The organism is Natrinema sp. CRL1 (genome assembly GCF_059162405.1).
Map to the genome: position 1 here is coordinate 591,907 of NZ_JBLVOY010000002.1, position 25,150 is coordinate 617,056.

Genomic DNA, 25,150 nt, shown 5'->3' on the forward strand with positions numbered 1-25,150 from the left:
CTCCGATGAGCCTCCGCGTCGCGGTCGCCGCCCCGTTCATCCAGAACGGGACCCGTCGACTGAAGGAAAACGAGTTCGTCGTCGCCCTCTCGCTCGACCGGGACTGGTTCTCCCCCGATCAGGCCAAGCGATTGATCGACATCGCTACCGGCGAGGGACTGCTCGAGCGGGGTGACGACGGCCTCGAGGTCACGTTCGACCCCGCCGAGGTGACGGTACCCGAGGAGTTCGTCCCCGACGAGGACCTCCTGCGGGAACGTTCGGCGTTCGAACGCGTCCTCGACTCGCTCGTTGCGGAGGGCATGGCGAAACACGAGGCCGTCGGCGCGATCAACACCCTCCAGCGGGATCTCGGGTTGACGATCGAGGCCGCCGCGGTGGTCTACGCCCGCCGCGAGGGGATCGATACCGACGACCTCGTCCCGGTCGCTCGGGAGGCCGTCGTCGACACCGAAGAGGGTTAATCCCGCCGCCCGCACCACCGAGTATGGTCGAGGATCGGATCACCGACGGCCGCCGGATCGCCCAACTGCTCGCGAGCGAACTTGACGGCCGCGAGGACGGCGAACTCGCAGCCTTCGCCGTGACGAACGCCGATCGGGATGTCGAACCGACGGCCGACGGCGCTCGCGCCTACGACGTGACCCGCGACGGCGAGCGGATCGCCCGCGCGTTCGTCCACGACGACCGGGCACACCTCGAGCTCGAGGCCGGCCAAGACACGGCGGCCGAGGCTGCTTCGGCCGCCGATCTCCGAGTCCGTCCGAAGGCGACGAAGCCACCGAAAACGCTCGTGTTCGTCGAGAGCGGTGCCGAGGTCAAGCGGGCCACGGACGTGTTACAGGCGGTGAGTCGTCGTCTCGAGGAATCCGACGCGTAACTGTCGTTCGGGGTACGGTTTGGTTGTTCAGAGGCACGTCTGATACGGTTTACTGTACGTCATTTCCGGCGCAGCCGCCGCCCGGGTCGCGGTTGCGCCGGTAAATCGGTACAGCAATCCGTATGAAACGGCCGGTACATTCCGGTGCTTTATCGATCGGGAGCCAAGCAGACTGAACGGTTTGTTTTGGCTGGCCTAAAACCACAGCGACTATATTGCATTAGGCCAGCCTAAAAATATGCCACGAGAGGGCGACAGTCACGAAGCACCGACGCGGCGAACGTACCTCAAGTACACCAGTACGGCCGTTGGCGGAGGGCTGTTGGCAGGGTGTTCGGACTTAGCAGGCCAGAACGACTCGGGATCAACGGCGGAGACAGGAACGGGATCCTACACGGTCGATCTCTCCCCGGTTGGCGAGGTCGAGTTCGATGGGATCCCCGAATCGGCGGTATCGGACCTCGGAATCTGGGCCGACACCATCGCGTCGCTGGGGCATGGAGATCGATTGATCAGCTTACGTGACCCGGACAGCCGCGTGATATCTCACTACGACCAGTTGCCCGGTGTCGAGGTCAACTTCGAGGGGGTCTCGGATTTCGACCCCGCGAACAAAGAACAGTATTACCAACACGATCCGGACGTGTTCCACGTCGATCCGACATTCCGGTTGCTGTGGGACGACTGGGACCAGAGTGATGTCGACGAAGTAACCGACAACGTCGCACCGTTTTTCGCGAACGAAGGGAGCCGTATCGGAACCGGTGACTACGTAGAGAACCGCGACTACGAGTTTTATACGGTCGACGAACTCACCCGGAAATTCGCGCAGGTCTACCAAGCCGAAGAGAAGGCTCAAGCGCTCATCGATGTCAGAGACGAACTGGTCACGGAGATTCAGTCGAACCTGCCTCCGGAGGACGAACGGCCGTCGGTCGGGAGAGTCCTGTTCTTCGACGGCGAGATCTACCCGTACTTGTTCAACGGTCCCGGATTCGGGAAAGCCCACCTGCGACCGGTGGGTTCCGATGACGCGTTCGCCGATCTGGACAACGTCTACGAGCGAGGTGGCGGGACGATCGACCTGGAAGCGCTACTAGACTATGATCCGGACGTACTGTTCTTTTTCTCCGGCATCGGATACTGGTTCGACCAGTACGAGGAGACGAAAGAAGAGCTCCAGGACGATCCGATCGGTCAAGAGCTGACAGCGATCCAGAACGACCGGTTCTACCGAGGGGGGACGTACGATAATGGAATCGCATTGAACCTGTTCCAGCTCGAAATGACGGCCAAACAGGTATATCCCGACCAGTTCGGCGAGTGGCCTGGGTTCGAGGATCAGCGCGTGCTGCCAGAGATTCCTGAAGGGGAGCAGTTATTCAACCGTCAAGAGGTCGCGGACATCATCAACGGCGACATCTGACTGCGGAATCGCTGATCTCTCTCAATACTCATTACGCAGACACCGATACCGATTTGACGGAGGTGGTTTCCGTAGTGCGGCTGAATAAAATAACCGCATTACCAACTACTGGTAAGACGAATATCGCGAGTCAGATGGTCCACGAGCGGTGGTGTACACCGGTTGATTACTCTCGAGTGAGACATCGCTCCCCGTACTGAACGACTTTGTGGAGCGCACAACGGCTCGTCCGGAGAAAACGCTCCGCCGGCCGAAACGGCTCTCACGAATCGGCCGGTTCACTCGAGATCCGCGACGATGTCCGGCAGCGTCGCCGCAATTTCCTCTTGCTCGACGTGTGCGATCGCACGCGAATCTGGTCCGGGACCGTCGGCGAGCAACACCTGAATCGCGGCCATCCCGGCCCCGGTTGCGCCGCGAACGTCGGCCTCGACTTCGTCGCCGACGTAGACCGCGTCGGCGGGATCGACGCCCAGCGCGTCGGTGATTGCCTCGAACGCGCGGGGGTCTGGTTTCCCCGCCTCGAGTTCGCCGGTCACGAGCGCGACGTCGAAGGTGTCCTCCCAGCCCAGCGTCTCGAGTTTGTCTCGTTGGGCCTTGACAGGGCCGTTCGTGAGTAGACCGACCCGGTACTCGCCCCGCAGGTCGGCGAGCATGGCTTCGACGCCCGGTAGGGGCTCGAGGGAGTCCGAAATCGTCTCCCGGTAGGCCGTCGCGACGGCGGCCGGGTCGGCGTCGCTTTCCGATTCCTCGAGCAGGTCGGCGAAAATGGGTTCGCGCGTCTCGCTGGTGAGATTCCGTCGGTGGGCCTCGAGGTAGGCGTCGCGAGTGAGCGACGGCGCACCCGTTGCGGCCGTGGCTTCCTCGAGGATAGTCGCCCGAGTCCGGCGGGGAACGGCGAGCGTGTAATCGAGGTCGAAGACGACCGCCTGTGGCATAGGTATGTGAGGGGCCTCGAGCGGGTTGAAGCTATCCCTTCGACGAGCGATGCGGGTCAGTCCTCGCTTGGCTGGACCGACCCCGTGCGCCTGCGCTCGAGCAGCGACACGCCGACGGGCTCGAGTCGGCTCGAGTGCTGCATGAGCGACGTGCCGAGGATGCTCATGACGAGGACGTAGCCGACAGTAAAGGCGTACAGCGTCTGTGCCGTGTCCGCGGCGATGCCGGTACCGGCACCCGAAAGTGCGAGGCTGGCGATGATCAGCGAGAACTCGCCGCGGGTCGCCATCCCGAAGCCGACCCGGAGCGATCGACGGTCGTCGAGGTCGTAGATCCGTCCGCCGAGGTAGCCGCTGAGGATCTTCGTCGGCGTCGTCACGATCACACCGGCGGCGATCATTCCGAGCACCGAGAGCGTGAATAGCCCCGGATCGGTGACGAGCCCGATCCAAAAGAAGAAAACGGCCGCGAAGGCGTCCCGGAGCGGCTCGAGCAATCGCTCCAAGTCGTGGACGTGGTCGGTCGACGCGAACGCCATGCCGACGAAGAAAGCGGCGACGGCCTCGCTGACTCCCAGCGCGAGTGCGGCTCCGGCGACCAGAATCGTGACGCCGAGCGCGCGGACGATCAGAAACTCGTTGGTCTCGACGTCGAGAAACTCCTGAAAGAAGTCGGTTCCGTAGGTGACGAGCGCGAGCAGGGCGAGGATGACGGCGATCGCGACGGCGATCTGACTGGCGGCCGCTCCGACATTACCACCGCCAAGAACCAGCGCGGACGCGATTGCCAGATAAACGGCGATGAAGAGGTCCTCGTAGACGAGCGTGCCCAGCATCGGTTCGGACTCGTCGTTGGCGATCCAGCCCAAATCGAGCAGCGACTTCGTGATGATCGCACTCGAGGAGATGTAGACGATGCCGGCCGTGAGAAAGGCCGCAAGGAGGCCCCCGAAGACCAGATAGCCGAAGACCAGCCCGATACCGAAGTTGACCGCCAGATCGACGGTCCCCGCCTTGCCGATCCGATCCTTGCTCGCGAGCAGCCGGTCTAAGTTGAACTCGAGGCCGAGGAAGAACAACAGGAGGACGATTCCGATCTCCGCGCCGACGACAATAAAGTCGGTCTCGGTGAGGGAGAGGCTACCGACCGCCGCCAGCACGTCGATGCCGCTGATCGTCACGTCGGGAACGGTGACGGTGACGCCGGCGACGCCGACCTCGCTGCCGGCGACCGTGGTGAGTTTACCTAGGACGTTCGACCCCAGCAACATCCCGGTGACGATGTAGAACGGGATCACCGACTGCTGGACCCGACTCGAGCAGACGCCGGCCAACGCCACCGCGATGAAGAGGATCCCGACGTCGACGAGCGCCGTTTCAGTTGCCACTACTACTCACCCCGGGCAAGTACGCTGTTTCGATCACTCTTCGAGACCGGCTCCGAGTAGATCCTCGAACTGGGCACAGTCCTCGCGGTCGCCAATGACGACTAACGTGTCGCCAACCTCGAGGACCGTTTCCGGCGTCGGCGGCGAGATCAACTTCTCGCCGCGCTGAATAGCGACGATGGAGACGCCGGTCCGGTCGCGGATATTCGCCTCGGCGAGTGTCTGATCGGCGACTTCGGCACCTTCGGCGACGCCGTACCACTCGAGATAGGTGTCGCCGGCGAGCATCGTCTCGACCTGTTCGGCCTGGACCGGCTGGAAGTACGCCCCCTCGAGAATCGTGCCGATCTTTCGGGCGAGTCGATCGGAGACCTCGAACAGCTTGTCGCTGTCGGCGTCCGCATCCGGTTTCAGGTAGACCTCCCGTTTCCCCGTGTTGTGGGTCACGATAACGAGCCGTTCGCCGCCGTCGAGGTCGATCTCGAATTTCTTCCCGACGCCGGGGAGGTCGCTCTCGTAAACAGTCATATGAGAAAGCGTGCAGCGAATGCTAATAAATGGCGTGACCCGGTCGTCGGATTCGGGTTCCGGTCTCTCGCTCCCACCGTCCGCGGCTCACTCCGCGAGCCCTTCGATGAGAAACGTCGCGGACGAGAGATTCGTCGCGAGCGCCGTGTCGTGGACGTCACAGATGCGCAGCAGTGCCGAGATATCGGGCTCGTGGGCCTGTGCTCGCAGCGGATCGCGGAGGAAGACGATCCCGTCGAGCCGGTCTTCCGCCACTTCGGCACCGATCATCAGGTCCCCGCCGAGCGGCCCCGATTTCTTGCGTTCGATCTCGAGGTCGGTCTCTTCCATGAGCCGCGCCCCCGTAGTCCCGGTCGCGATCAGTTCGTACTGTTGTAGTTGCTCCTCGTGAGTCCGTGCGAACTCGATAATATCCGGTTTCTTCTCGTCGTGGGCGATCAGCGCGACGCGCGTCATACCGTTCTCTCACCCTCGCGGGAAATAAACGCTCGTCTGCAGTCGGTCGCCTGTCCCGCGAGCGGGCGATCGGTCCGACGCGACAGCTCGCAGCGACGGCAGCGACGACTATCGATTTTTGTGCGTGGCGACCGACCACTGGGTATGGACGACCCGACCGAACCCGGCGACCGATCGGCGAGACACGTCTGGTCGGCCGGCCGCTACCCCGCGATGGCTCCGAACATGCTGCCCGCCATCGCGCGGCTGGTCAACGTCGCCGGCGTCGACCCGGGTAACCGCGTCCTCGACGTCGGCTGCGGGACCGGCAACGCCGCGCTGACGGCCCGCCGAGCGGGGGCCGACGTCCTCGGACTCGACCTCGCACACGACATGCTCGAACTCGCCCGCGACAACGCGGCGCTGGCCGGCTACGACGACATCGGCTGGCTCACCGGCGACGCCGAGACCCTCCCCGTGCCGGACGACGCGTTCGATGTCGTCCTCTCGAACTTCGGCCACGTGTTCGCGCCGGATTCGACCCGCGCCGGCGCGGAACTCCGGCGGGTGACCAAACCCGGCGGCCGGGTCTGTTTCACGGCGTGGTCGCCCAACGGCGTCGTCGGGGACCTCACTCGCGTCCTAGCCGACCACGTCGCCGACCCGCCGAGCGATCCGTGGTCGCACCTGCAGTGGGGCGACCCCGAGTTCGTCCGCAAGCAGTTCGCCGCTGTCGCAGACTGCTCGTTCCAGCGCCGACTCCTCGAGTTCAGATACGCCACGCCCCATCACTTCTGGCGCGAGTTCGCCGAGGAGTCCGGTCCGCTCTCGCCGGTCCTCCGGCGCATGGACGACGACGACGCGCGGGCCGCGCTCCGACGCGACGCCGTCGCCGCCCTCGAGGAGTGGTTCGGAGACAACGCGATCCGCGTCGAGTACCTCCAAGTGCGGGCCGTCGTCGAGTGACGGGGACTCCCTGAACGCTCGACGTCCGCCGGGACCCAAACCCGCTCGATACGTCTCTCAGCCCGGTTCCGTTACCCGTTCGTTATGCGTAACCGACACGTTGCAGAGAATCATTGAAGAGGGTCCGCGGCAGAGAACGGGTACATGACCGATCAGGTCGTTCTCACGTCGACAACCGCCCCGGACGCCGTCGATAACGTTCCGCCGAGCGCGAAGCTCGTCCTCACCGTCCTCGCACACGAGGGTTCTCTCACGCAGTCAGAACTCGTCGAGGAGACGATGCTCCCCGCACGGACGGTTCGCTACGCACTGAAGCAGCTCGAGGAACACGACCTCGTCAGTTCACAGATCTCTTTTGCGGACGCGAGACAGCACGTCTATTCGATCAACGGCGATCGGTTCGCGGATCCGGACCCCCGCTGACCGTCTTTCGACTCGAGACCACGTTCCCCGTTCGGGCTCGGTTTCGGCTCGGCAAGCGAGGGCGTCTCCGACTCGCGGCCGGTTCGCGGTCGGCTCGCTGTGCTCACCTCGTTCGTTCTCGGTTTTATACCACAGAAACGCGTACGTGGCGGTATGCCCGCGGACATTCCCGGCATCCACCACGTGACCGCCATCGGTAGCGATCCCAGACGCAACCTCGAGTTCTACACCGACACGCTCGGGCTCCGGCTGGTGAAACGAAGCGTCAATCAGGACGATGTCTCGGTCTATCACCTGTTCTACGGCGATCGGAGCGGGAGTCCCGGGACGAGCATGACGTTCTTCCCGTACCCGGACGCTCGGCAGGGGCAGGTCGGGACCGGACAGGCGAGTGCGGTCGCGTTCCTGATTCCGGCGGGCGCGGTCGAGTTCTGGACCGATCGGCTGGCCGACGCCGGTGTCGACGCGGACGCGCCTCGCGACCGGTTCGGCGACACCGTGATTCCGTTCCGCGATCCCGACGGCCTCCCGCTCGAACTCGTCGCCCGGTCGGACGCGCCCGCCGGCGATCCACCCGAGGGACCGGTTCCGAACGAGCACGCGATCCGCGGCTTTTTCGGCGTGACGCTGTCGCTGTCGACGGCCGGCCCGACCGCGGAGGTCCTGGAAACGATGGGCTACGCCGAGACCGAGACAGACGGGACCCGCACCCGATACGAGAGCGAGGGTGTGCTGGGGTACGTCGTCGACGTTTGCGAGGAGCCACAGGGCCAGCGGGGACAGCCCGGTGCCGGAACCGTCCATCACGTGGCGTTTCAGACGACCGCCGCCGACCAATCCGAATGGCGCACCGTCCTCCAAGGACAGGGACTGCGCCCGACCGAGATCATCGACCGCAAGTGGTTCGAGTCCGTCTACGTCCGCGAACACGGCGGGGTTCTCTTCGAGTTCGCCACGAAGGAGCCGGGCTACACGGTCGACGAGGACCTCGAGTCCCTCGGCGAACGGCTCGTACTCCCCGAGTGGCTCGAGAGCCGGCGCGACGAAATCGAAGGTGGACTCCCGAATCTGTCGGTCGACTGATCCGGTCCGAACGACGACTGTGGCGGTCCGACCGAACGGATCGGCAAGCAGCAGACGGAAGCGTTTTTCGTCCGCGCTCGCAGGGCGTATACGATGACAGAGACAGCGCTCAGCGCCCACCACGTCGGGCTCACCGTCAGCGATCTCGAGGAGACGCTCGCGTTCTACCGGGACGTCCTCGGCCTCTCGGTCGCCGACCGGTTCAGCGTCGGCGGCGAGGCCTTCGCCGACGCCGTCGGTATCGAGGAGGCAAGCGCCGATTTCGCACATCTCGAGGCCGACGGGGTCCGTATCGAACTCGTCGAGTACGACCCCGAAGCGCGGGGGTCCCCGGACGCGGGGCTCAACCAACCGGGTGCCTCACACGTCGGCCTCTCGGTTGACGACCTCGAGACCTTCTACGAGAATCTTCCGGCGGACGTGCCGACGATTAGCGAGCCGCGGACGAGCGAGACCGGGACGACGATTCTGTTCCTCCGCGATCCCGAAGGCAACTTGATCGAAGTCCTCGAGACGTAACGATCGTCGGTGGGGATAGAGCCAAACGAAACCGTTCTCCGAGGCGTTAGCGGCCGTTGCACGCAAGCGTCGACCGGACCTGTTCGACTTCCGTGTCGCAGTTCGAACAAACGCGCTTCTCGGTGGCGATATAGACGTCGCCGCAGTGTGAGCAGTGAAAGAGGTTGCCAGACGAGTTCGAGACGGGCTCCGCTTTCTCGCCGCCTGGGGACTCGTTGTCCGCCGTCTCCGAGTCGTCCCGCAGCGTCGACTGCACCTGTTCGCGGAGCCGATGTGAGAACGACGTGACGTTCGTTTTGATTCCCATACAGTGACCGACCAGTATACGAATGAAGAACCTGATGTCTAAAGCATTTGGAACGGGTCGGTGTCACGTGGCATACGTCGGGTCGGCAGCGTCGATTATCCGCCGCTCCGATCGAACCGCTGCCAACGATGGGTATTGTGTCCGTATCCACACTACTCTGCGTTCGCGAGGCGGATCGGCCGACGGTATAGCAACCTTTTCGACCGTCGCGGGACCACGTCCGGCATGAACTTCTTCGACCGCTTGCACGACCGCATTCGAACGGTCGACAGCGTCGTCTCCGTCGGCCTCGATCCCGACCCGTCGCGCATCCCCGAGCACCTCCGCGAGTACGATCTACCGCGCTGGGCGTTCAACCGACGGATCATCGACGCGACACACGAACACGCCGCCGTCTACAAACCCAACGCCGCCTTCTACGAGGATCCCGACGGCTGGGCCGCCCTGGAGGAGACCATCGCCTACGCCCACGGGAAGGACGTCCCCATCCTGCTCGACGCCAAGCGAGCCGACATCGGGAACACGACCCGACAGTACGCGCAGTTGCTCGAGCGAGCCGACGCGATCACCGTCAATCCCTACATGGGGCGGGACTCGCTGCAGCCGTTCCTGTCGAACGAAGAGGCGGGCGTCTTCGTCCTCTGTCGGACCTCGAACCCGGGCGGGGCCGATATACAGGATCTCGAACTCGAGACGGGCGAACCCGTCTACGAGCGGGTCGCGGCGCTTGCGGACCTCTGGAACGAGAACGACAACGTCGGACTCGTCGTCGGCGCGACCCAGCCCGAGGAACTCGAGGACCTCCGCGAGCAGGTGCCCGACCTGCCCTTCCTCGTCCCCGGCATCGGCGCGCAGGGCGGCGACGCCGAGGCGGCCGTCGAGTACGGACTGGCCGACGGCGTCGGGTTAGTCAACTCCTCTCGCGGGATCATTTTTGCGGGTGAAAATAGCGAGGCGCAAAGCGCCTCGAACAGTCGAGCGGCGGAGCCGCGAGACGACGACGGCGAGGAGTTCGCGAGAGCGAGCGGGCAGGCCACGAAGCGGCTCAAAAACCGGCTCAATCAGTATCGGGAGAACTAGCGGTTCGACGCGTTCTCGTCGGACCCCGCCACAGTGGTCGGATCAGTGTCGACACCGTCGGCGTCAACCACGTGCCCGGCGATCCGGCCGTCGACCACGCGCCCGACGATTTCGACTGCGACCGGCTCCGCCGGCGGCCGCTTCTCGAGCCGATGCAGCCCCTCGACGACGGCGATGTCCATCGGGCTGGCGTCGTTTGGGTGGTCGGCGACGAGGGTTCCGTCGCGCTCCTCGAGCCGAAGCCGATACGTCTTGCCGACGCCGAGTGTCTCGCCGAAGAGGTCGCGGATGGAAGTCACGGTATCGGTGCGGTCAGGGCGGTGCGGTCGACTCAGAACCGATTGATTTCGACGTCGTCGTTTCCGGGCCCCGGTTGGGCCTGCGAGGCGCAGTCGGCACACAGCTCCATGCTGTCCTCGAAGTGGACCTCACAGGCGAGCGTCCCGCAGTTGGAACACCGTTCCTGTGCGGGCCGGGACTCACAGATTTGACAGAGGCCGCTGACACTCATGTCTCGAGGAACGTGCTCGAAGGGCTTGAAAGCGAGCCCGGCACGTTCGGCCCGATTTGTCGACGCGAAGAAGCGGCGGTCACAGGGTACGTTTCGATGACGATCCGGAGCCACATCGCCGAGAGAGACGTCGTCGTCGTAGTTTTCTCCGACTCGGCAGTTATACTATGTCATACATTGTCAATACACGGGAAGGCTTTTGCCGTGTGGTCGACTAACAGGGGATATGAGCCGTGACCGGGCTCTCCTCGAGCGAGCCCTGGACCGTGGCGAACAGGACGGTGGCAACGTCGAGTTCAAGGAACGGTTGTCACGAGACGTCCACCTCGAGGGTGGGCGACGAGAGAGCCTGGCCGCGCAACTCCGACACCGACTCCTTTCGGGCGACGGCGAGGCGACGTACGTCGTCGGCGTCACCGACGACGGCGGTCTCGCCGGCGTCGATTCCGACACCTTCTCCGAGACGATGGACGTCCTCTCCCTGCTGGCCGAAGAGGCCGACGCCCACATCGAAGACGTCCAGACGTGGGGCATAAACGAGGGGCTAGTTGGGGTCGCACAGGTCCGAGAAGGCGGCGTCCTCGAGACGGACGACGAACACGTCGTCGTCGGGACCGCCGGCCACGTCGACCACGGAAAGAGTACGTTAGTGGGGTCGCTCGTCACCGGCAAGCCCGACGACGGCGACGGCGCGACGCGGGCGTTCCTCGATGTCCAGCCCCACGAGGTCGAGCGGGGCCTCTCCGCCGATCTGTCCTACGCCGTCTACGGCTTCGACGACGAGGGCCCGGTCCGCGTTCGCAATCCGAACCGCAAGGCAGACCGCGCCGAGGTCGTCCAGGCGGCCGACCGGCTCGTCTCCTTCGTCGACACCGTCGGCCACGAGCCGTGGCTCCGAACCACCATTCGGGGCCTCGTCGGACAGAAACTCGACTACGGCCTACTCGTCGTCGCCGCCGACGACGGTCCGACCCGGACCACACGCGAACACCTCGGCGTCTTGCTCGCCACCGATCTCCCGACGGTCGTCGCGATCACGAAGACCGATACCGTCGACGAAGAGCGCATCGAGGAGGTCGAACGCGAGGTCGAGGGACTCCTCCGCGAGGTCGAGAAGTCGCCCCTGCGGGTCAGCCGCCACGGCATCGACGCCGCCGTCGAGGAGGTCAGCGAGCGGGTCGTCCCCATCGTCGAAACGAGCGCGATCACGATGGACGGCCTCGAGACGTTAGACGAGTTGTTCGACCGGCTTCCGAAGACGTCCCAGGACACCGGCGACTTCCGGATGTACGTCGACCGCAGCTACTCGGTCACCGGCGTCGGCGCGGTCGCCTCGGGAACGGTCATGTCCGGCGAGGTCGAGGCCGGCGACGAACTCCTGCTCGGGCCGATGTCCAACGGCCGCTTTCAGGAGGTCGAGGTCCGCTCGATCGAGATGCACTACCACCGGGTCGACAAGGCCCAAGCGGGCCGAATCGTCGGCATCGCGCTCAAGGGAATCAAGGAGAGCGCCATCGAGCGCGGGATGGTCTTGCTGCCCCGCGACGCCGACCCCGACCCCGTTCGGGAGTTCGAGGCCGAAGTCATGGTACTCAACCACCCCACCCGGATCGGCGAGGGCTACGAACCCGTCGTCCACCTCGAGACGATCGGCGAGGCCGCGGCCTTCTACCCCGAAAACGGTCGTCTCCTGCCGGGCGATCGCGGCAAGACCTCCGTCCGGTTCAAGTTCCGTCCGTACCTCGTCGAGGAGGGCCAGAAGTTCGTCTTCCGCGAGGGCCGCAGCAAGGGCGTTGGGACGGTGACCGACGTCCACCCCGCGGACTGATTCTCGCCGTCGGCTGTTGGCGGCCGACACCTGACCGAGTAGCTGCGGGCGATGAGGGCGGTAACGAGACCGCTACCCACCGGAATCCGGCGGCTCCTTCGGCGGGAGATAGAAATAGACCACGTTGCCGTCGGCGCCCGTCTCGAACGCAAGTTCCCCGCCGAGTGACTCGATACACCACTTCATCACGAAGAGTCCCACGCCGGAGCCGTGGGACGTACTGGTCACCTCGGTGAACTCGTCGAGCGCGTCGGTTTCGACGGCCGGGATCGGGCGGGCGGAATCGGCGATTCGGATTTCGACGCGACCGGTGTTGGGCGACGAGTCGATGGTTATCCCGACGCGCGGGGCCGGGTCGTCGTTGTGGACGATCGCGTTTTCGACGGCGTGGGCGAGCGCGTCGGTGAATCCGCTGTCGGCGCGGATCCCCATCGAACTACGTTCGTCGACCGTGATCTCCGCGCTCGGATACTCGGCTCGGAACTCGTCGGCGACGGGTCGCACCACGTTGGCGGCATTTCGATAGGAGGGGCGTTCGTCGTCGGCCGTCGTCGCTCGCTCGATTTCTCTGACCGACTCGGTGATCGCGCCGAGATCGGTCGCTGCCGCTCGGATCGTTCGTGCGGTCTCACGTACCGATTCGGTCTCTGCGGCGGTCTCGATCTGTCGGGCGTGGCCGGCGATCACGTTCCCCTCGTTTCGCAGGTTGTGTCGAAGGATCCGCGAGAACAACCCTAGCCGGCGGCTCGCGGTGTAGTAATCGGTAATGTCGTGGACCTCGGCGAGAACGGACGTTTGTTCGCCCGACTTCCGCTGGGAGAGATGAAACCGGACCCAGATAAGTTCCCCGTCCGTGCGCTTGACGCGCCACTTGAACTGCTGTGGTGTCCCCTCGGCGGCCGCGCGTATTCGGTCGACGAGTTCCGCCCCCGAAAACGAGTACGTGTTCGCGCTGTACTCGTCGGCGGACATCGTCCGTAGCTCGTCGGTCGCGTATCCGAACAGCGATTCTGACTCGGCGTTTGCGTCCCGTACTTTGCCCGTCGACGGATCGTACAGCACGACTCCGACGGCGAGACGATCGTACTCCGCGGGCAACCCGACCTCGGCGTGTTCCGACATCGCTCGTCCCCAGAACTGACGGGACCGACCCTGTCTGTTACTAGGAGTCCTATATATCGATATGGTCCTGTGGGGACACCACAGGAATACGTTAGGAGTCACCGTTCGGCAGTCCGAAACCCGGTTTCGCTCGAGTCCGTCGATCCGATCGAAACCAAAGTTGGTATGTCCGCCTCGGTACCACAGACTAGATAAGATGGTACAGACGAGCGTTATCGGTTGTGGCAACATGGGGAGCGCCCTGATCAAGGGCCTCCATCGATCGGGGAAGCACACGGTGACCGCGTGTGACCTCGATCCCGACGCACTCGAGTCGGTCGCAGATTACGTCGACCACACGACATCGGACGTCTCCGAAGCGTCCGATGCCGACGTCGTGATCGTCGCGGTGAAACCGGATATCGTCGGTGCGGTGCTTTCGGATCTCGAACTCTCGCCGGATCAGACGCTTCTCTCTATCGCCGCCGGCGTCTCCACGGACTACGTCGACGCGCGGACCGACGCGAACGTCGTCCGGATCATGCCGAACCTCGCCGCCGAGACGGGCGATATGGCCGCGGCCGTGACCGCCGACGGCGTCACCGACGAGGTACGCGAACTGCTCGACGACGTCGGCGAGTTCGCCGAAATCGACGAGGCGAAGATGGACATCGCGACCGCGGTCAACGGGAGCGGCCCGGCCTTCGTCTTCTATCTCATTCAAGCGATGGCCGACGCGGGCGTCGAGGGTGGCCTCGAGGCCGAGGATGCCGAGACGCTGGCCGCACAGACGTTCAAGGGGGCCGCCGAGACAGTTCTTCGTTCGGAGCAGAGCGTCGACGAACTGATCGACGCCGTCTGCTCGCCTAACGGGACGACCATCGAAGGGATGGAGGTCCTCTGGGACAGCGACGCCGATGCGGAGGTCGCCGCGGCGGTTGCGGCGGCCGAAGAGCGCTCGGAAGAACTCGCGGCCGAATTCGGCAGTGAGGACGATGAGTAAGGGACTGACAGACGCCGCCGTCGCGGAGACGCGGCAGCTGGCCGCCGACGCAGACCGCGTGATCGTCAAGGCCGGGACGAACTCTCTGACCGACGAGGACTCCAACCTCGACGACGGGAAACTCGACAAACTGGTCGACGACATCGAGGACCTGCTCTCCCGCGACAAAGAGGTCATCCTCGTCTCCTCGGGCTCGATCGGGGCCGGCACGGGCCGGATCGAACAGTCGAGCGGGACCGTCGAGGAGTCCCAGGCCCTGTCGACCGTCGGCCAGAGCCTCCTCATGCACCGCTACACCGAGAGCTTCGACCGCTACGACCGGAAGGTCGCTCAACTCCTCTTGACCCAGCACGACCTCGAGAACCCGGAGCGATTCACGAACCTCCGGAACACGATTGAGACGCTGCTGGATTGGGGCGTCGTCCCGATCATCAACGAGAACGACGCCGTCGCGACCGAGGAGATTCGGATCGGCGACAACGACATGCTCTCGGCGGCGACGACGATGGGCGTCGACGCCGATCTGTTAGTGACGCTGACCGACGTCGGCGGCGTCTACACCGGCAATCCGAAGGAAGACGACGACGCCGAGCGCATCGAGGCGGTTGGGACGAACTACGACACGGTCCAGGAGATCATCTCCGAGAGCACGTCCGAGGGGTTCGGCGGCATCCAGACGAAAGTCGAGGGTGCACGCGACGTTAGCGAGCACGGTATTCCGGCCTACATCGCGAAGTCGACGGAGCCCGAGGTGCTCGAGAAGATCGCTACTGCCAAGCCCGTGGGAACCATATTCCTCCCCATCAACGGTGGGAGCGATGACTGAGACCGATATCGAACGAGACGTTGACGAGGCACAGACCGCGGCCCTCGAGCTCGCCAAACTGGGAGACGAGGAGCGGAGCGCAGCGCTCCACGAGATCGCCGACGCGATCGAAGCCCGCACGGACGAGATCCTCACGGAAAACGAGACGGACGTCGAGGAAGGCGAGCGACTGCTCGAGGACGGCGAGTACACGCAGGCGCTGGTCGACCGGCTCAAACTCTCCGAATCGAAGATCGAGGACATCGCCGAGATGGTCCGCAGCGTTGCCGAACAGGACGACCCCCTCGGGAAGACGCTCTCGGCCAGAGAGCTCGACGAGGGCCTCGAACTCTACAAGGTCGCCGTCCCGATCGGCGTCGTCGGAACGGTCTTCGAATCCCGCCCCGACGCGCTCGTCCAGATCGCCGCGCTCGGCCTGAAATCCGGGAACGCGGTTATCCTGAAAGGTGGCAGCGAGGCGCTGCACTCGAATCGCATCCTCTTCGAGATCATCGAAGAGGCCGCGGCCGACGCCGGCATCCCTGACGGCTGGGCCCAGCACATCGAAGCCCGCGAGGACGTCGACGCACTCCTCGAGATGGACGATGCGATCGACCTCCTCATGCCCCGTGGAAGCTCCGCGTTCGTGAGCTACATTCAGGACAACACGAGCATTCCCGTCCTGGGCCACACTGAAGGAATCTGTCACGTCTACGTCGACGACGAGGCGGATCTCTCGATGGCCGAGGACATCGCGTTCGACGCCAAAGTCCAGTACCCCGCAGTGTGCAACGCGGTCGAGACGCTGCTAGTCCACGAGGACATCGCCGAGACGTTCCTGCCGGCGATCGCGGACCGCTACGAGAGCGCCGACGTCGAAATTCGGGGTGACGAGGCCACGCGCGATATCGTCGACGTCGAGGCCGCGACGGAGGCCGACTGGGACACCGAGTACGGCGACCTGATCGTCTCGATCACGGTGGTCGACTCGCTCGAGGCGGCGATCGATCACGTCACCGCCCACGGCTCGAAACACACCGAGTCGATCGTGACCGAGGACGAAGACCGCGCGAGCGCGTTCATGCGCAGCCTCGACTCCGCGAGCGTCTTCCACAACGCCTCGACCCGCTTTGCCGACGGCTACCGGTTCGGTCTCGGTGCCGAGGTCGGCATCAGCACGGGCAAGATCCACGCCCGCGGCCCCGTCGGTCTCGAGGGACTGACGACCTACAAGTACCACCTCGAGGGCGACGGCCACCTCGTCGCCACCTACGCCGGCGAGGACGCAGCGCCGTTCACCCACCGAGAGTTCGACGGCGAGTGGAACCCCGGCCGGCTGTCCGACGAGTAGCGGTTTCCGATCTATTTCTTCTCACGCACGGGCGCGAGCCGATACTCGTTTTCGACTCGGTCGGCCACCCCGAACAATACGGCCCACTCGAGGAGCTGTTCGACCCGATCCTCCGAAACTCGATTCCGGCGGGAGCGGCGCTCGCTATTCGGCCGTTCGTCGGCTAGTGCGTCGGCGACCGCCTCGGCGGTCAGCGGGTCGTCCGCGCGATCGAGGACGGCCAGCGCCGCGTCGGCCCCGTACACGCGGTCTCGAAACGCCCGTGCGAGTCGATCCCGGTCGAGAGCCGGCGACTCAGCGTTGTCACTCGAGGCCGGGCCACGGCGGCGAAAGCCGGCGGGCTCTTCGGCCGCGAGTTCGAGTGCGCGCAAAAAGGTGAGCCACGTCGCCGCCTCGTCGCGGGTCTCGAGGGGCGTTTCGTCGATGAGGTGCTGACAGCAGTCGTCGATCTCGCCGGCGTCAGCGGGGAGGGCTCGCCGGACCGCCTCGAGAAGCGCGATGTCGGTGGGCGGTTCAGGTACCGGCTTGAACTGCACGATTACAGTTCGAAGGAGTCGACGAGCAGTTCCTCGTCCGTTTCGCCGTGGACGTAGGTCGGGCCGCCGATCACGTCGATCGTTACTGCTGCGGGTGCAAAGAGGTCCGACGGCACCTCCGCGAAGTCCCAGTCGAGGTCGTCGAAGACCTCGCCGAACGGTCGGCCGTGGTCCTCGGCGGCCGTCGACGGCACCGAATCGAAGATATCGGCGTCCTCCCGAACGGTGAGGTGTGCGCGCCCGCCGTAGGCGATCGCGTCGTTGGTGCGGGCGATCGCCGTCCGCTCGTCGCCCGCGACGGGCGCGACCGGTGCGCGGCCCGTCGCCGAGACGATGTCGAGGGGATCGTAACCCAGTTCCGCGAGCCGGAACGTCGCGAGTTCGGCCGCGCGAGCGGCGTTCGTGATGCTTCCGGCGATGCTCGCCGTCGGATAGGCCAGCAGGAAGACGCTGCTCGTCTCGACCTCGGCGCGGTCGGCGACGTGTTCGGCCACGGCTTCGGTCGGGTCCATCTCGGTCTCGACGGCCAGCGCCGTCAGATCGAAGGCGTCGGTGTAGCCGATGCGGCGGAACTCGTCCTCTTCGGCCACCAGCGCACGCGCGGGCCCGCTCCCGAGCCCTTCGAAGTCTTCTGTCATCACTTCCCAGCCCGCCTTCTGGGAGCACAGCAGCGAGAGGGCCGGCTGATCCGTCGACAGTTCGACGTACGGAACCGACGCATCGCCGATTTCACCCAACTCGTAGCTCGGCGTCGCCATCCCCGCCGTCTGGATCTCCGTCAGCAAGAGCCCGGCCTCGATCCCGCCGTCGAACTCGAGCCCGAAGTCGAGGACCGTCGATTCGTTCTCGAGGTCGTAGCCCCCGATGTTCAACTCCTCAGCGTAATCGAGGGCCTCGTCGACCAGCTCGATCGCCATTCGATTGAGACTTTCCATGCGACCGGATTCACCCTCCGTGGTAAAACCGTTTGGCAGTTCGTGTCTGACCGGTGTCTGACGAGGGCAGACTTCCGCGTCGGCAGTACAGCCCACGTCCTCGATCGTTCTCGCCAACGATGTCCGCGACCCTCGACGGGAATACAGCCACAGGCGTCGTGCAGTCACTCCTCGCGGTTCGTCGCCGAGCGTCCGAGTTCCTCCTCGACTGCCGTCACTTTCGCCGATGCCTCGAGGTCTCGAGTCCGCTTGTCGTCGATTTTCAACACTGTACTCACGCGGTCGGCATCGACGGCGTCGTGGGCCGCCTGCGCGGCCGAAAAGAGTTCGTCCGTCGTCTCGGCTTCGATCACTGTGCCCATCGGGTTCGTCTCGTAGGTGACGTCGTACTCCTCGAGTGCGTCGACTGCTTTCGCGACCTCGCCGGCCATACTGTCCTCGATCACCGGTGCGACGCTCAGTAGCGCGACTACCGTCATACCGCTCACTCACGGGAGACGGGGACCTAAAGCCGTGCCATCCGGCGACTCCGCGAGCGACGGCTGGCCGCACCGCTCGCGGGGATGTGTTCGCGCGAAAAACGATCAGTGCTGACTGCAAGACTGCGACCGCGTGCGGTCACGGGTCAGTTCGTGGTGGGCGTTCGGGGCGTCTGCGCGGGCGGGTAGATGATGACGTCTCCGTTGGCGTAGACGTACACCTCGTGTTCGAGAGCCGTAAAGGCGATGTGGCCGCCCGTTCGCTCGGTGCCGTCGGCCTTTTTGCTGAAGATGCGGTCGAGCGCGTCCGGGTCGACGCTATCGTAGAGGGAGAATTCCCCCTGTGAAACGTCTGTATCCGCGATCGACGCGATGGCGTGGACGATCGTCGTCGTGATCGTCGCGGTGCCGTCGGGGTCGTGGTGGAAGACGTAGCGGTCGTTTGGCTGGTCGTACTCGAGGTCGGCCGTGCCGTCTGCGGGTGGGAGTTCGGTCTGCATTGCTAAATCTGATCGCTCAATCGTGTATTGGTCTGTAGTTACTCGTGGTATAAAAGCCACTCGTCACCGCCAACAGTAGTCATACGTGAAATAGTCTCTCGTATGAGTATCGAATGTGAAATACTACTTGTGGCGGACTTCACCGAGCTCGGTTCCATTGTCGGCCGCATCCATTCACGACAATATGGACTTTGTGTGTGTCAATCCGTGATTGCCGTCCCTGGCCCCGACGCCATAATATGTTCGTGCCTGTCGTATACGACCACCGCTCGCGGTCGTGGCTCTCGCTCTCGAGTGACTCGAGTCAACAAAGACTGGTTACAGCAGGCGATTTCACTCTCCTGTCGCTTGCTACGGCCGCCCGGTGTCTTATCTACGCACGCGCTCTGAAGAGACTATGGCAGCTGACTCGCCCGACGACATCAGTTCGGAACTCGAAAAATTCGAGGACGACCTTCCCGCGACTGTCGACGAGGGGGCGATCGAGCGCATGCAAACGGTCGCTCGCACCCTCGACGAGGGGGTCCGACTCCCGGGGACCGATTTCAAGTTCGGGATCGATCCGATTGTCGGCATTCTCCCCGGGGCTGGGGACACCGTCACGGCGGTCGTCTCGCTGTACATCGTCGCCGAAGCCGCCCGCATGGGGGTCTCCCAGTCGACGTTGCTCCGCATGCTCGCGAATATCGGCGTCGACACGCTGGGCGGTTCGGTCCCCGTTCTCGGCGTGGTCTTCGACGCCTTCTGGAAGTCGAACAAATGGAATCTACGGCTCGCTCTTGAGGACCTCGCCGAAGCTGACGGACAGGCAGACGCCGAACCGAAGACTGTCACGATCGAGTAATACGGTACGAGCTTCAGCGTCGGGGTATCGACCGAACACTCCATTCGGACCGCGAACTGGTATTCTCGGTGGGCGGTCGAATCGAGTTCCTCAGAAGGGTCTCTCTCGCTGAACTAGTTACTGCGGATCGAACCCGACCGTTGACTCGGTGTCTCGGGTCGGAGCACGTTTTTCGGTCACGACTCGTTTCAGTCATCTTCTTTTCCATGAGCGAACCAGCCGTTATTCATATAAATTTCTCTCCGATATAGCATACAAAAAGGTTCATAATAGATCATTGCCTCGGTCCAATCGTCTAATGGCGACTTACCGAGCGGAGAAACAGGATGTTTCCGATGCTGCAACGGATACCGATACATCGCGAGTCGGACGACGACAGTTGCTCCAATCGACGGCTGTCGGTGCAGCAACCGTACTCGGGGGACTGTCTCTCGGCAGTCGATCTGCGAAGGCGGAGACGGGAACCTCGCCGTTGGAGTCCCGCGACTGGTCTCTGGCGCTCGACGAACCGTTCGATGGCACCTCTCTCGACGAGGATCGCTGGGAAATCGGCTTCGGATGGGGAACCGACTGTGACAACGACGATGCCACCGTCAGCGAGAACAACGTTGTCGTCGACGATGCCCTGCGACTCAAGATTACCCACGGCGGTGGCGGCGCTTCCGATGTCTTCCAAGGAGCGATTAATACGAAGGATCGCCGGACGTTCGGGCCGGGCCACTACTTCGAAGCCCGCATGAAACTGCCGGCACGACAGGGGGTCTTGCCGGCTTTCTGGGCGAAACCGAACTCGGATCTGTGGCCGCCCGAACTCGACTTCATCGAACTCTTCCAAGACGGCGATGCGGACCTCACGCAGGCACACTACAACGTCCACTACGCCAATCAGGTCGGCGACGGGGCCAGCCACAGTCAGTCACCGATCGTACACAACGCGGAACAGCCGCTCACCGAGTCGTTCAACGTCTTCGGCTGTGCCTGGCTCGAGGACGGGATCTCCTTTTATTTCAACGGCGAACACGTCGGCACAGTCGACGTGGCGGACGCGCTGGCGACGGCGAACAATGGGGCACCGTTTTACCTCATGTTCAGCAACCACGTGAACCGGATCGGCTCCGCCGATCTCTCACAGCCCTGGGAGGAGGAGACCGTCGTTGACTGGTGTCGCGTCTGGGAGACCTCGGCGTAGGCCTCACTCGAGTCGCACTGGCCGGGATTTGGACCACGGTCGGCGCAATGGTCCCTGATTCAAATCCCTGGACGATTCCCGTCGCTCACGGATGGCGAGCACACGATACGCGGTGCTCGCCGAAGTTGTTCGCCGTAAAAGTGCGCTGGCTGGGATTTGAACCCAGGTTGTGACCATGGCAAGGTCACGTGATACCACTACACTACCAGCGCGTTCGACCGCCACTCATTCGCGAGTGCAAATAGACGGTTGCCCCTCATCTATTTATACATAACGAACCGATGACTAGAAGTCAAAGAGACGACACTGTTCAGTCTTCTAGCGGATACCCTCTCGTTCCATCAGCTCCGGCGTCTCATACCGTCGCTGGTGTGGACTCGAGAATACCGGCTTCGAGAAGTTTGCTGGTCGAAAGCAGTCCGGACTTCTCTCGTTCAGATCCAGAACAGCTTCCTGAATTCGCTAGGAGGTCGCACTACGCTACTGCGACCGTTTGTGGAGTTGAAATTAGAGAAGTGCGCTGGCTGTGATTTGAACCACGGCCAGACGTACTCGTTCGCTGCGCTCGACTGGCCTGATTCAAACCCGGTATGATTTCTCTCAACACGATTACTCGCGTTGCTACGCAACGCTCGTGATGTGGTGTTGAGAGAAATGCGCTGGCTGGGATTTGAACAACGCGAAGACGGTCCTGCTCGCTCACTCCGTTCGCTGTGCGGGCTGCGTCCTCTCTCGTTCAAACCCAGTACGACGTTACGGCTCACGGATGGCGAGCACACGATACGCAGTGCTCGCCGAAGTTGTTCACCGTAAAAGTGCGCTGGCTGGGATTTGAACCCAGGTTGTGACCATGGCAAGGTCACGTGATACCACTACACTACCAGCGCCCTGTTGCACTCATACCTACTGCCGGATAGATGTATAAGGGTTGCGAATCCGCGGAGCTTCGGCATGCCTACGCATGGCGATTTTCGACCCGACGATCTGTCGATCGAGTCTCTTGCAGCAATTTCATCCGGATAAATCGCGACTGACTGTGACTAGTTATCGTGACTGAGTGTGTGTCCGTTCGGCACGAATTCGAGGGTGTGAGCCGTTGACAGCCGGAATCGAATCCGCTATTCTTTTAAGACCCTCTCCGCAATACATCGCTACAGTCTAGTGACGCGGCGCCGAAGCGTTTCGGCATGACTGTCAGCGTACTCGTGCCGTCGTCGCTCAGCCGAGAAGCCGAGGACAAACGCGAGGCAACTCGCAAACTCGGATACGTCGCCCGCGCGGCGACGATCTTCCGTGCTGATCGCCTGGTCGTCTATCCCGATCGGGATGGGGAGACCGGGCAGTTTGACGGCGGGTTCGTAAGCACCGTACTGCGATACGCCGCAACGCCCCCCTACCTCCGCAACGAGGCGTGGGGGATGCGGGACGAACTGGAGTACGCGGGCGTCTTGCCGCCGCTCCGCGCCATGTCACAGACCGGCTCCGAATCTACCGGTTCGGGGTCGTCAAGACAAGGAATCGTGACCGAGGTCGGACCTGAAGGGCGCGTCCGGGTCAATTGCGGACTGCAACACCCGATCTCCCTCAACGTACCGCCGAAAATGGCGGTCGAGGAGGGGGAGCGCGTGACCGTCAGGATCTCTTCGCGACGACCGGTCCGGGCGAAGCTCGTCGATGAACCCCTTCCGGGGCTTTCGATCGAGCAGACGGACCTGCGGGCAGCACTCGGCCGTGAGGACGCCGGCGTTCGTATCGCAGCCTCCCGATTCGGTGAGCATCTCACCGTCGGGCGGCTCGAGACGCTGGCCGGACGCACCAAGCGCGACGGGATGACCGTCGCCTTCGGCGCGCCCGAGAGAGGGCTGCCAGCTATCCTCGGAATCGAGGAATCGGCCATCGAAGCGTCGTCGGGACAAGGCGACGCGGCCGATAACCGAGTCGAACCCACTGCCGATCCGGGGTTCGACCTCTGGCTAAACACGGTTCCGGATCAGGGAAGCGAGGTCGTCCGAACGGAGGAGGCTCTGTTCGCGACCCTCGCGCCCCTCTCACTGAGAGAGTGATAGAATGCCACAAGCAAATACACCACGCAAAGGCTCACTCGGGTTCGGCCCACGAAAGCGTGCGACCAGCGAGGTCCCACGCTTTAACTCGTGGCCGGACACTGACGGACAGCCGACGCTCCAGGGCTTCGCGGGCTACAAGGCCGGCATGACCCACGTCGTCATGGTCGACGATAAAGCGAACTCGCCGACCGAAGGGATGGAAGAGACCGTCCCCGTGACGATCGTGGAGACGCCGCCGATGCGCGCCGTCGCACTGCGAGCATACGAAGACACGCCGTACGGTATGAAGCCGATAACCGAGGTCTGGACCGACGAGTTCGTTCCCGAACTCGATCGCGTTCTCGACCTTCCCGGTGACGACTACGACACCGACGCCTCCGAAGACGAACTTCGGGGCCTCCTCGAGGAGGGTCGCGTCGACGATGTCCGCGTCATCACCCACACGGTTCCGGGGGACGTTCCCTCGGTGCCCAAGAAGAAACCGGACGTGATGGAAACGCGCGTCGGCGGCGGCTCCGTCGACGACCGCGTCGAATTCGCCCTCGAGACCGTCGCAGACGGTGGCGAACACGTCATGAACGACGTGTTCCGAGCTGGCGAGTACGTCGACGCAAGCGGCGTCACGAAAGGGAAAGGGACCCAGGGTCCCGTCAAGCGATGGGGCGTCCAGAAACGCAAGGGCAAGCACGCCCGGCAGGGCTGGCGTCGCCGCATCGGTAACCTCGGCCCATGGAACCCGTCCCGCGTTCGGTCGACGGTTCCCCAGCAGGGCCAGATGGGCTACCATCAGCGGACGGAACTGAACAAGCGCCTCGTCGACATCGGCGACGGCGCAGACGCGACGGTCGACGGCGGCTTCGTCAACTACGGCGAAGTCGACGGGCCGCACGCGCTGATCAAGGGCTCGCTCCCCGGACCACAACAGCGCCTCGTGCGCTTCCGTCCGGCGATCCGACCCGGAGACCAGCCGCGCCTCGACCCCGAGGTGCGCTATGTCTCCACCGCATCCAACCAGGGATAACACATGGACGCAACAGTACGAAACCTGGACGGCTCGGACGCGGGCACGGTCGAGCTCCCGGCGGTCTTCGAGACCAACTACCGCCCGGACTTGATCGGCCGCGCCGTGCGCGCCGCGCAGGCAAACCGAAAACAGGACTACGGCTCCGACGAGTTCGCCGGCCTCCGAACGCCGGCCGAATCGTTCGGCAGCGGCCGCGGTATGGCCCACGTCCCACGACAGGAGGGTCGCGCACGCCGCGTCCCCCAGGCCGTTAAGGGACGAAAGGCACACCCGCCGAAAGCCGAGAAGGACCAGTCCGAATCGATCAACACGAAAGCAAAGAAACTGGCCGTCCGCAGCGCGATCGCTGCGACGACCGACGCCGAACTCGTCGCCGAGCGCGGCCACGAGTTCGACGAAGACGCCGAGATCCCCGTCGTCGTCGACGACGAGTTCGAGGACCTCCACAAGACACAGGAAGTCGTCGAGTTCCTCGAGGCAGCCGGCCTCGCGGACGACATCGAACGCGCCGACGAGGGTCGCAGCGTCCGCTCCGGTCAAGGGAAAGCCCGCGGCCGGAAGTACAAGACGCCGACGTCGATCCTCTTCGTCACCTCGAGCGAGACCGGCCCGTCGCGAGCGGCTCGGAACCTCGCCGGTGCCGACGTGACGACCGCCGCAGAGGTCAACGCGGAGGATCTCGCGCCCGGCGCACAGCCGGGACGACTGACCGTCTGGACCGAGAGCGCACTCGAGGAGGTGGCCGACCGATGAGCTCGGCCATCGAACACCCGCTCGTCACGGAGAAGGCGATGAACGACATGGACTTCGAGAACAAGCTCCAGTTCGTCGTCAACCCGGATGCCTCCAAGCCCGAGATTCGGGACGAGGTCGAGGAGCGGTTCGAAATCTCGGTTGAGAACATCAACACACAGGTAACGATGAACGGCAAAAAGAAAGCGATCGTCCGCCTCTCTGCGGACGACGACGCACAGGAAGTCGCTTCGCGAATCGGGGTGTTCTGAG

31 protein-coding genes and 2 tRNA genes are annotated in these 25,150 nt (G+C 63.9%); 19 read left to right on the top strand and 14 right to left on the bottom strand.

The genetic code is table 11. The annotated features are described in order from the left end of the window. Positions 1 to 5: 5 nt before the first annotated feature. The 3 genes from ACJYUO_RS08680 to ACJYUO_RS08690 all read left to right on the top strand — a co-directional run bounded on the left by ACJYUO_RS08680 (position 6) and on the right by ACJYUO_RS08690 (position 2,306). On the top strand, positions 6 to 464 hold the full coding sequence (locus ACJYUO_RS08680; RefSeq protein WP_494344995.1) for a DUF2240 family protein: 459 nt from the start codon (positions 6 to 8) through the stop codon (positions 462 to 464). 23 nt (positions 465 to 487) lie between these two features. After that, positions 488 to 880 (top strand): DUF7993 family protein, encoded by a 393-nt coding sequence (locus ACJYUO_RS08685; protein WP_494344996.1) that lies wholly within the window; start codon positions 488 to 490, stop codon positions 878 to 880. Positions 881 to 1,118: 238 nt separating this feature from the next. After that, positions 1,119 to 2,306 (top strand): ABC transporter substrate-binding protein, encoded by a 1,188-nt coding sequence (locus ACJYUO_RS08690; protein ID WP_494344997.1) that lies wholly within the window; start codon positions 1,119 to 1,121, stop codon positions 2,304 to 2,306. A gap of 278 nt (positions 2,307 to 2,584) precedes the next feature. Here ACJYUO_RS08690 and ACJYUO_RS08695 read toward each other — a convergent pair whose 3' ends face one another. The 4 genes from ACJYUO_RS08695 to ACJYUO_RS08710 form a co-directional block, all read right to left on the bottom strand. Next, positions 2,585 to 3,244 (bottom strand): HAD family hydrolase, encoded by a 660-nt coding sequence (locus tag ACJYUO_RS08695; RefSeq protein WP_494344998.1) that lies wholly within the window; start codon positions 3,242 to 3,244, stop codon positions 2,585 to 2,587. A gap of 56 nt (positions 3,245 to 3,300) precedes the next feature. Beyond that, the gene (locus tag ACJYUO_RS08700) at positions 3,301 to 4,632 is read right to left on the bottom strand and encodes a cation:proton antiporter (protein ID WP_494344999.1); all 1,332 of its coding nucleotides are present in this window, start codon (positions 4,630 to 4,632) and stop codon (positions 3,301 to 3,303) included. 33 nt (positions 4,633 to 4,665) lie between these two features. Further along, a complete protein-coding gene (locus ACJYUO_RS08705; RefSeq protein WP_494345000.1) occupies positions 4,666 to 5,160 on the bottom strand; it encodes a cation:proton antiporter regulatory subunit in 495 nt (164 codons plus the stop codon). Positions 5,161 to 5,247: 87 nt separating this feature from the next. After that, positions 5,248 to 5,616, bottom strand: a complete 369-nt coding sequence (locus tag ACJYUO_RS08710; RefSeq protein ID WP_494345001.1) for a methylglyoxal synthase — start codon at positions 5,614 to 5,616, stop codon at positions 5,248 to 5,250. Positions 5,617 to 5,760: 144 nt separating this feature from the next. Between ACJYUO_RS08710 and ACJYUO_RS08715 the strand changes: the two genes are divergently transcribed. From ACJYUO_RS08715 to ACJYUO_RS08730, 4 genes are all read left to right on the top strand, one after another. Then, positions 5,761 to 6,561: a class I SAM-dependent methyltransferase gene (locus ACJYUO_RS08715; protein WP_494345002.1), complete on the top strand. Its 801-nt coding sequence runs from the start codon at positions 5,761 to 5,763 to the stop codon at positions 6,559 to 6,561. A gap of 144 nt (positions 6,562 to 6,705) precedes the next feature. Further along, entirely contained in the window at positions 6,706 to 6,984 is a 279-nt protein-coding gene (locus ACJYUO_RS08720; RefSeq protein ID WP_494345003.1) for a MarR family transcriptional regulator, read from the top strand. A gap of 153 nt (positions 6,985 to 7,137) precedes the next feature. Then, on the top strand, positions 7,138 to 8,067 hold the full coding sequence (locus tag ACJYUO_RS08725) for a VOC family protein (RefSeq protein WP_494345004.1): 930 nt from the start codon (positions 7,138 to 7,140) through the stop codon (positions 8,065 to 8,067). Between the two features lie 93 nt (positions 8,068 to 8,160). Continuing rightward, on the top strand, positions 8,161 to 8,586 hold the full coding sequence (locus ACJYUO_RS08730; RefSeq protein ID WP_494345005.1) for a VOC family protein: 426 nt from the start codon (positions 8,161 to 8,163) through the stop codon (positions 8,584 to 8,586). Positions 8,587 to 8,632: 46 nt separating this feature from the next. Here the strand turns inward: ACJYUO_RS08730 and ACJYUO_RS08735 are convergent, their stop codons facing one another. After that, positions 8,633 to 8,893 carry a hypothetical protein gene (locus ACJYUO_RS08735; protein ID WP_494345006.1) on the bottom strand — a complete coding sequence of 87 codons (261 nt, stop codon included), beginning with the start codon at positions 8,891 to 8,893 and terminating at the stop codon, positions 8,633 to 8,635. A gap of 225 nt (positions 8,894 to 9,118) precedes the next feature. Between ACJYUO_RS08735 and pyrF the strand changes: the two genes are divergently transcribed. Further along, positions 9,119 to 9,973 (top strand): orotidine-5'-phosphate decarboxylase, encoded by an 855-nt coding sequence (pyrF, locus tag ACJYUO_RS08740; RefSeq protein WP_494345007.1) that lies wholly within the window; start codon positions 9,119 to 9,121, stop codon positions 9,971 to 9,973. Here the strand turns inward: pyrF and ACJYUO_RS08745 are convergent. Both ACJYUO_RS08745 and ACJYUO_RS08750 read right to left on the bottom strand, forming a co-directional pair. After that, entirely contained in the window at positions 9,970 to 10,272 is a 303-nt protein-coding gene (locus tag ACJYUO_RS08745; RefSeq protein ID WP_494345008.1) for a hypothetical protein, read from the bottom strand. The two genes, pyrF and ACJYUO_RS08745, sit on opposite strands and share 4 nt — an antisense overlap. Before the next feature lie 32 nt (positions 10,273 to 10,304). Continuing rightward, entirely contained in the window at positions 10,305 to 10,484 is a 180-nt protein-coding gene (locus ACJYUO_RS08750) for a hypothetical protein (RefSeq protein ID WP_226480263.1), read from the bottom strand. A 12-nt stretch (positions 10,485 to 10,496) separates the two neighbouring features. Between ACJYUO_RS08750 and ACJYUO_RS08755 the strand changes: the two genes are divergently transcribed. Both ACJYUO_RS08755 and ACJYUO_RS08760 read left to right on the top strand, forming a co-directional pair. Then, positions 10,497 to 10,721, top strand: a complete 225-nt coding sequence (locus ACJYUO_RS08755; protein WP_494345009.1) for a hypothetical protein — start codon at positions 10,497 to 10,499, stop codon at positions 10,719 to 10,721. Next, positions 10,711 to 12,312, top strand: coding sequence for a GTPBP1 family GTP-binding protein (locus tag ACJYUO_RS08760; protein WP_494345010.1), 1,602 nt, complete (start codon positions 10,711 to 10,713; stop codon positions 12,310 to 12,312). The genes ACJYUO_RS08755 and ACJYUO_RS08760 overlap by 11 nt, the downstream gene beginning before the upstream one ends. A gap of 72 nt (positions 12,313 to 12,384) precedes the next feature. Here the strand turns inward: ACJYUO_RS08760 and ACJYUO_RS08765 are convergent, their stop codons facing one another. Next, positions 12,385 to 13,434, bottom strand: coding sequence for a PAS domain-containing sensor histidine kinase (locus ACJYUO_RS08765; protein ID WP_494345011.1), 1,050 nt, complete (start codon positions 13,432 to 13,434; stop codon positions 12,385 to 12,387). Positions 13,435 to 13,630: 196 nt separating this feature from the next. Between ACJYUO_RS08765 and proC the strand changes: the two genes are divergently transcribed. The 3 genes from proC to ACJYUO_RS08780 are packed head-to-tail and all read left to right on the top strand — an operon-like array spanning position 13,631 to position 16,572. Next, positions 13,631 to 14,416: a pyrroline-5-carboxylate reductase gene (proC, locus tag ACJYUO_RS08770; protein ID WP_494345012.1), complete on the top strand. Its 786-nt coding sequence runs from the start codon at positions 13,631 to 13,633 to the stop codon at positions 14,414 to 14,416. Then, positions 14,409 to 15,242 carry a glutamate 5-kinase gene (gene proB / locus ACJYUO_RS08775; RefSeq protein WP_494345013.1) on the top strand — a complete coding sequence of 278 codons (834 nt, stop codon included), beginning with the start codon at positions 14,409 to 14,411 and terminating at the stop codon, positions 15,240 to 15,242. Before proC ends, proB begins: the two co-directional genes overlap by 8 nt. After that, complete coding sequence (locus ACJYUO_RS08780) at positions 15,235 to 16,572, top strand: glutamate-5-semialdehyde dehydrogenase (RefSeq protein WP_494345014.1); 1,338 nt, start codon at positions 15,235 to 15,237, stop codon at positions 16,570 to 16,572. Before proB ends, ACJYUO_RS08780 begins: the two co-directional genes overlap by 8 nt. 11 nt (positions 16,573 to 16,583) lie before the next feature. Here the strand turns inward: ACJYUO_RS08780 and ACJYUO_RS08785 are convergent, their stop codons facing one another. The 4 genes from ACJYUO_RS08785 to ACJYUO_RS08800 form a co-directional block, all read right to left on the bottom strand. Next, entirely contained in the window at positions 16,584 to 17,108 is a 525-nt protein-coding gene (locus ACJYUO_RS08785; RefSeq protein WP_494345015.1) for a double winged helix-containing putative transcriptional regulator, read from the bottom strand. 2 nt (positions 17,109 to 17,110) lie between these two features. Beyond that, positions 17,111 to 18,043 carry a methenyltetrahydromethanopterin cyclohydrolase gene (gene mch / locus ACJYUO_RS08790; protein WP_494345016.1) on the bottom strand — a complete coding sequence of 311 codons (933 nt, stop codon included), beginning with the start codon at positions 18,041 to 18,043 and terminating at the stop codon, positions 17,111 to 17,113. Between the two features lie 164 nt (positions 18,044 to 18,207). Continuing rightward, positions 18,208 to 18,522 carry an MTH1187 family thiamine-binding protein gene (locus ACJYUO_RS08795; RefSeq protein ID WP_494345017.1) on the bottom strand — a complete coding sequence of 105 codons (315 nt, stop codon included), beginning with the start codon at positions 18,520 to 18,522 and terminating at the stop codon, positions 18,208 to 18,210. A 146-nt stretch (positions 18,523 to 18,668) separates the two neighbouring features. Beyond that, positions 18,669 to 19,022: a HalOD1 output domain-containing protein gene (locus ACJYUO_RS08800; RefSeq protein WP_494345018.1), complete on the bottom strand. Its 354-nt coding sequence runs from the start codon at positions 19,020 to 19,022 to the stop codon at positions 18,669 to 18,671. 397 nt (positions 19,023 to 19,419) lie between these two features. Between ACJYUO_RS08800 and ACJYUO_RS08805 the strand changes: the two genes are divergently transcribed. Both ACJYUO_RS08805 and ACJYUO_RS08810 read left to right on the top strand, forming a co-directional pair. After that, entirely contained in the window at positions 19,420 to 19,866 is a 447-nt protein-coding gene (locus ACJYUO_RS08805; protein ID WP_494345019.1) for a DUF4112 domain-containing protein, read from the top strand. Between the two features lie 298 nt (positions 19,867 to 20,164). Next, positions 20,165 to 21,055: a glycoside hydrolase family 16 protein gene (locus ACJYUO_RS08810; RefSeq protein ID WP_494345020.1), complete on the top strand. Its 891-nt coding sequence runs from the start codon at positions 20,165 to 20,167 to the stop codon at positions 21,053 to 21,055. A 141-nt stretch (positions 21,056 to 21,196) separates the two neighbouring features. On the opposite strand, the gene ACJYUO_RS08815 is transcribed toward ACJYUO_RS08810, so the two are convergent. Together ACJYUO_RS08815 and ACJYUO_RS08820 are read right to left on the bottom strand one after the other, a co-directional pair. Further along, positions 21,197 to 21,267, bottom strand: a tRNA-Gly gene (locus ACJYUO_RS08815). Positions 21,268 to 21,871: 604 nt separating this feature from the next. Continuing rightward, positions 21,872 to 21,942 (bottom strand) — tRNA-Gly (locus tag ACJYUO_RS08820). A 300-nt stretch (positions 21,943 to 22,242) separates the two neighbouring features. On the opposite strand from ACJYUO_RS08820, the gene ACJYUO_RS08825 reads away from it, so the two are divergent. The 4 genes from ACJYUO_RS08825 to ACJYUO_RS08840 are packed head-to-tail and all read left to right on the top strand — an operon-like array spanning position 22,243 to position 25,149. Then, positions 22,243 to 23,118, top strand: coding sequence for a putative RNA uridine N3 methyltransferase (locus ACJYUO_RS08825; protein ID WP_494345021.1), 876 nt, complete (start codon positions 22,243 to 22,245; stop codon positions 23,116 to 23,118). Between the two features lie 4 nt (positions 23,119 to 23,122). Then, positions 23,123 to 24,142, top strand: coding sequence for a 50S ribosomal protein L3 (locus tag ACJYUO_RS08830; RefSeq protein WP_138244152.1), 1,020 nt, complete (start codon positions 23,123 to 23,125; stop codon positions 24,140 to 24,142). A gap of 3 nt (positions 24,143 to 24,145) precedes the next feature. Next, positions 24,146 to 24,898 carry a 50S ribosomal protein L4 gene (gene rpl4p, locus ACJYUO_RS08835; RefSeq protein WP_494345022.1) on the top strand — a complete coding sequence of 251 codons (753 nt, stop codon included), beginning with the start codon at positions 24,146 to 24,148 and terminating at the stop codon, positions 24,896 to 24,898. Continuing rightward, the gene (locus ACJYUO_RS08840) at positions 24,895 to 25,149 is read left to right on the top strand and encodes a 50S ribosomal protein L23 (RefSeq protein ID WP_494345023.1); all 255 of its coding nucleotides are present in this window, start codon (positions 24,895 to 24,897) and stop codon (positions 25,147 to 25,149) included. The genes rpl4p and ACJYUO_RS08840 overlap by 4 nt, the downstream gene beginning before the upstream one ends. The last annotated feature ends 1 nt before the right edge of the window (position 25,150 follow it).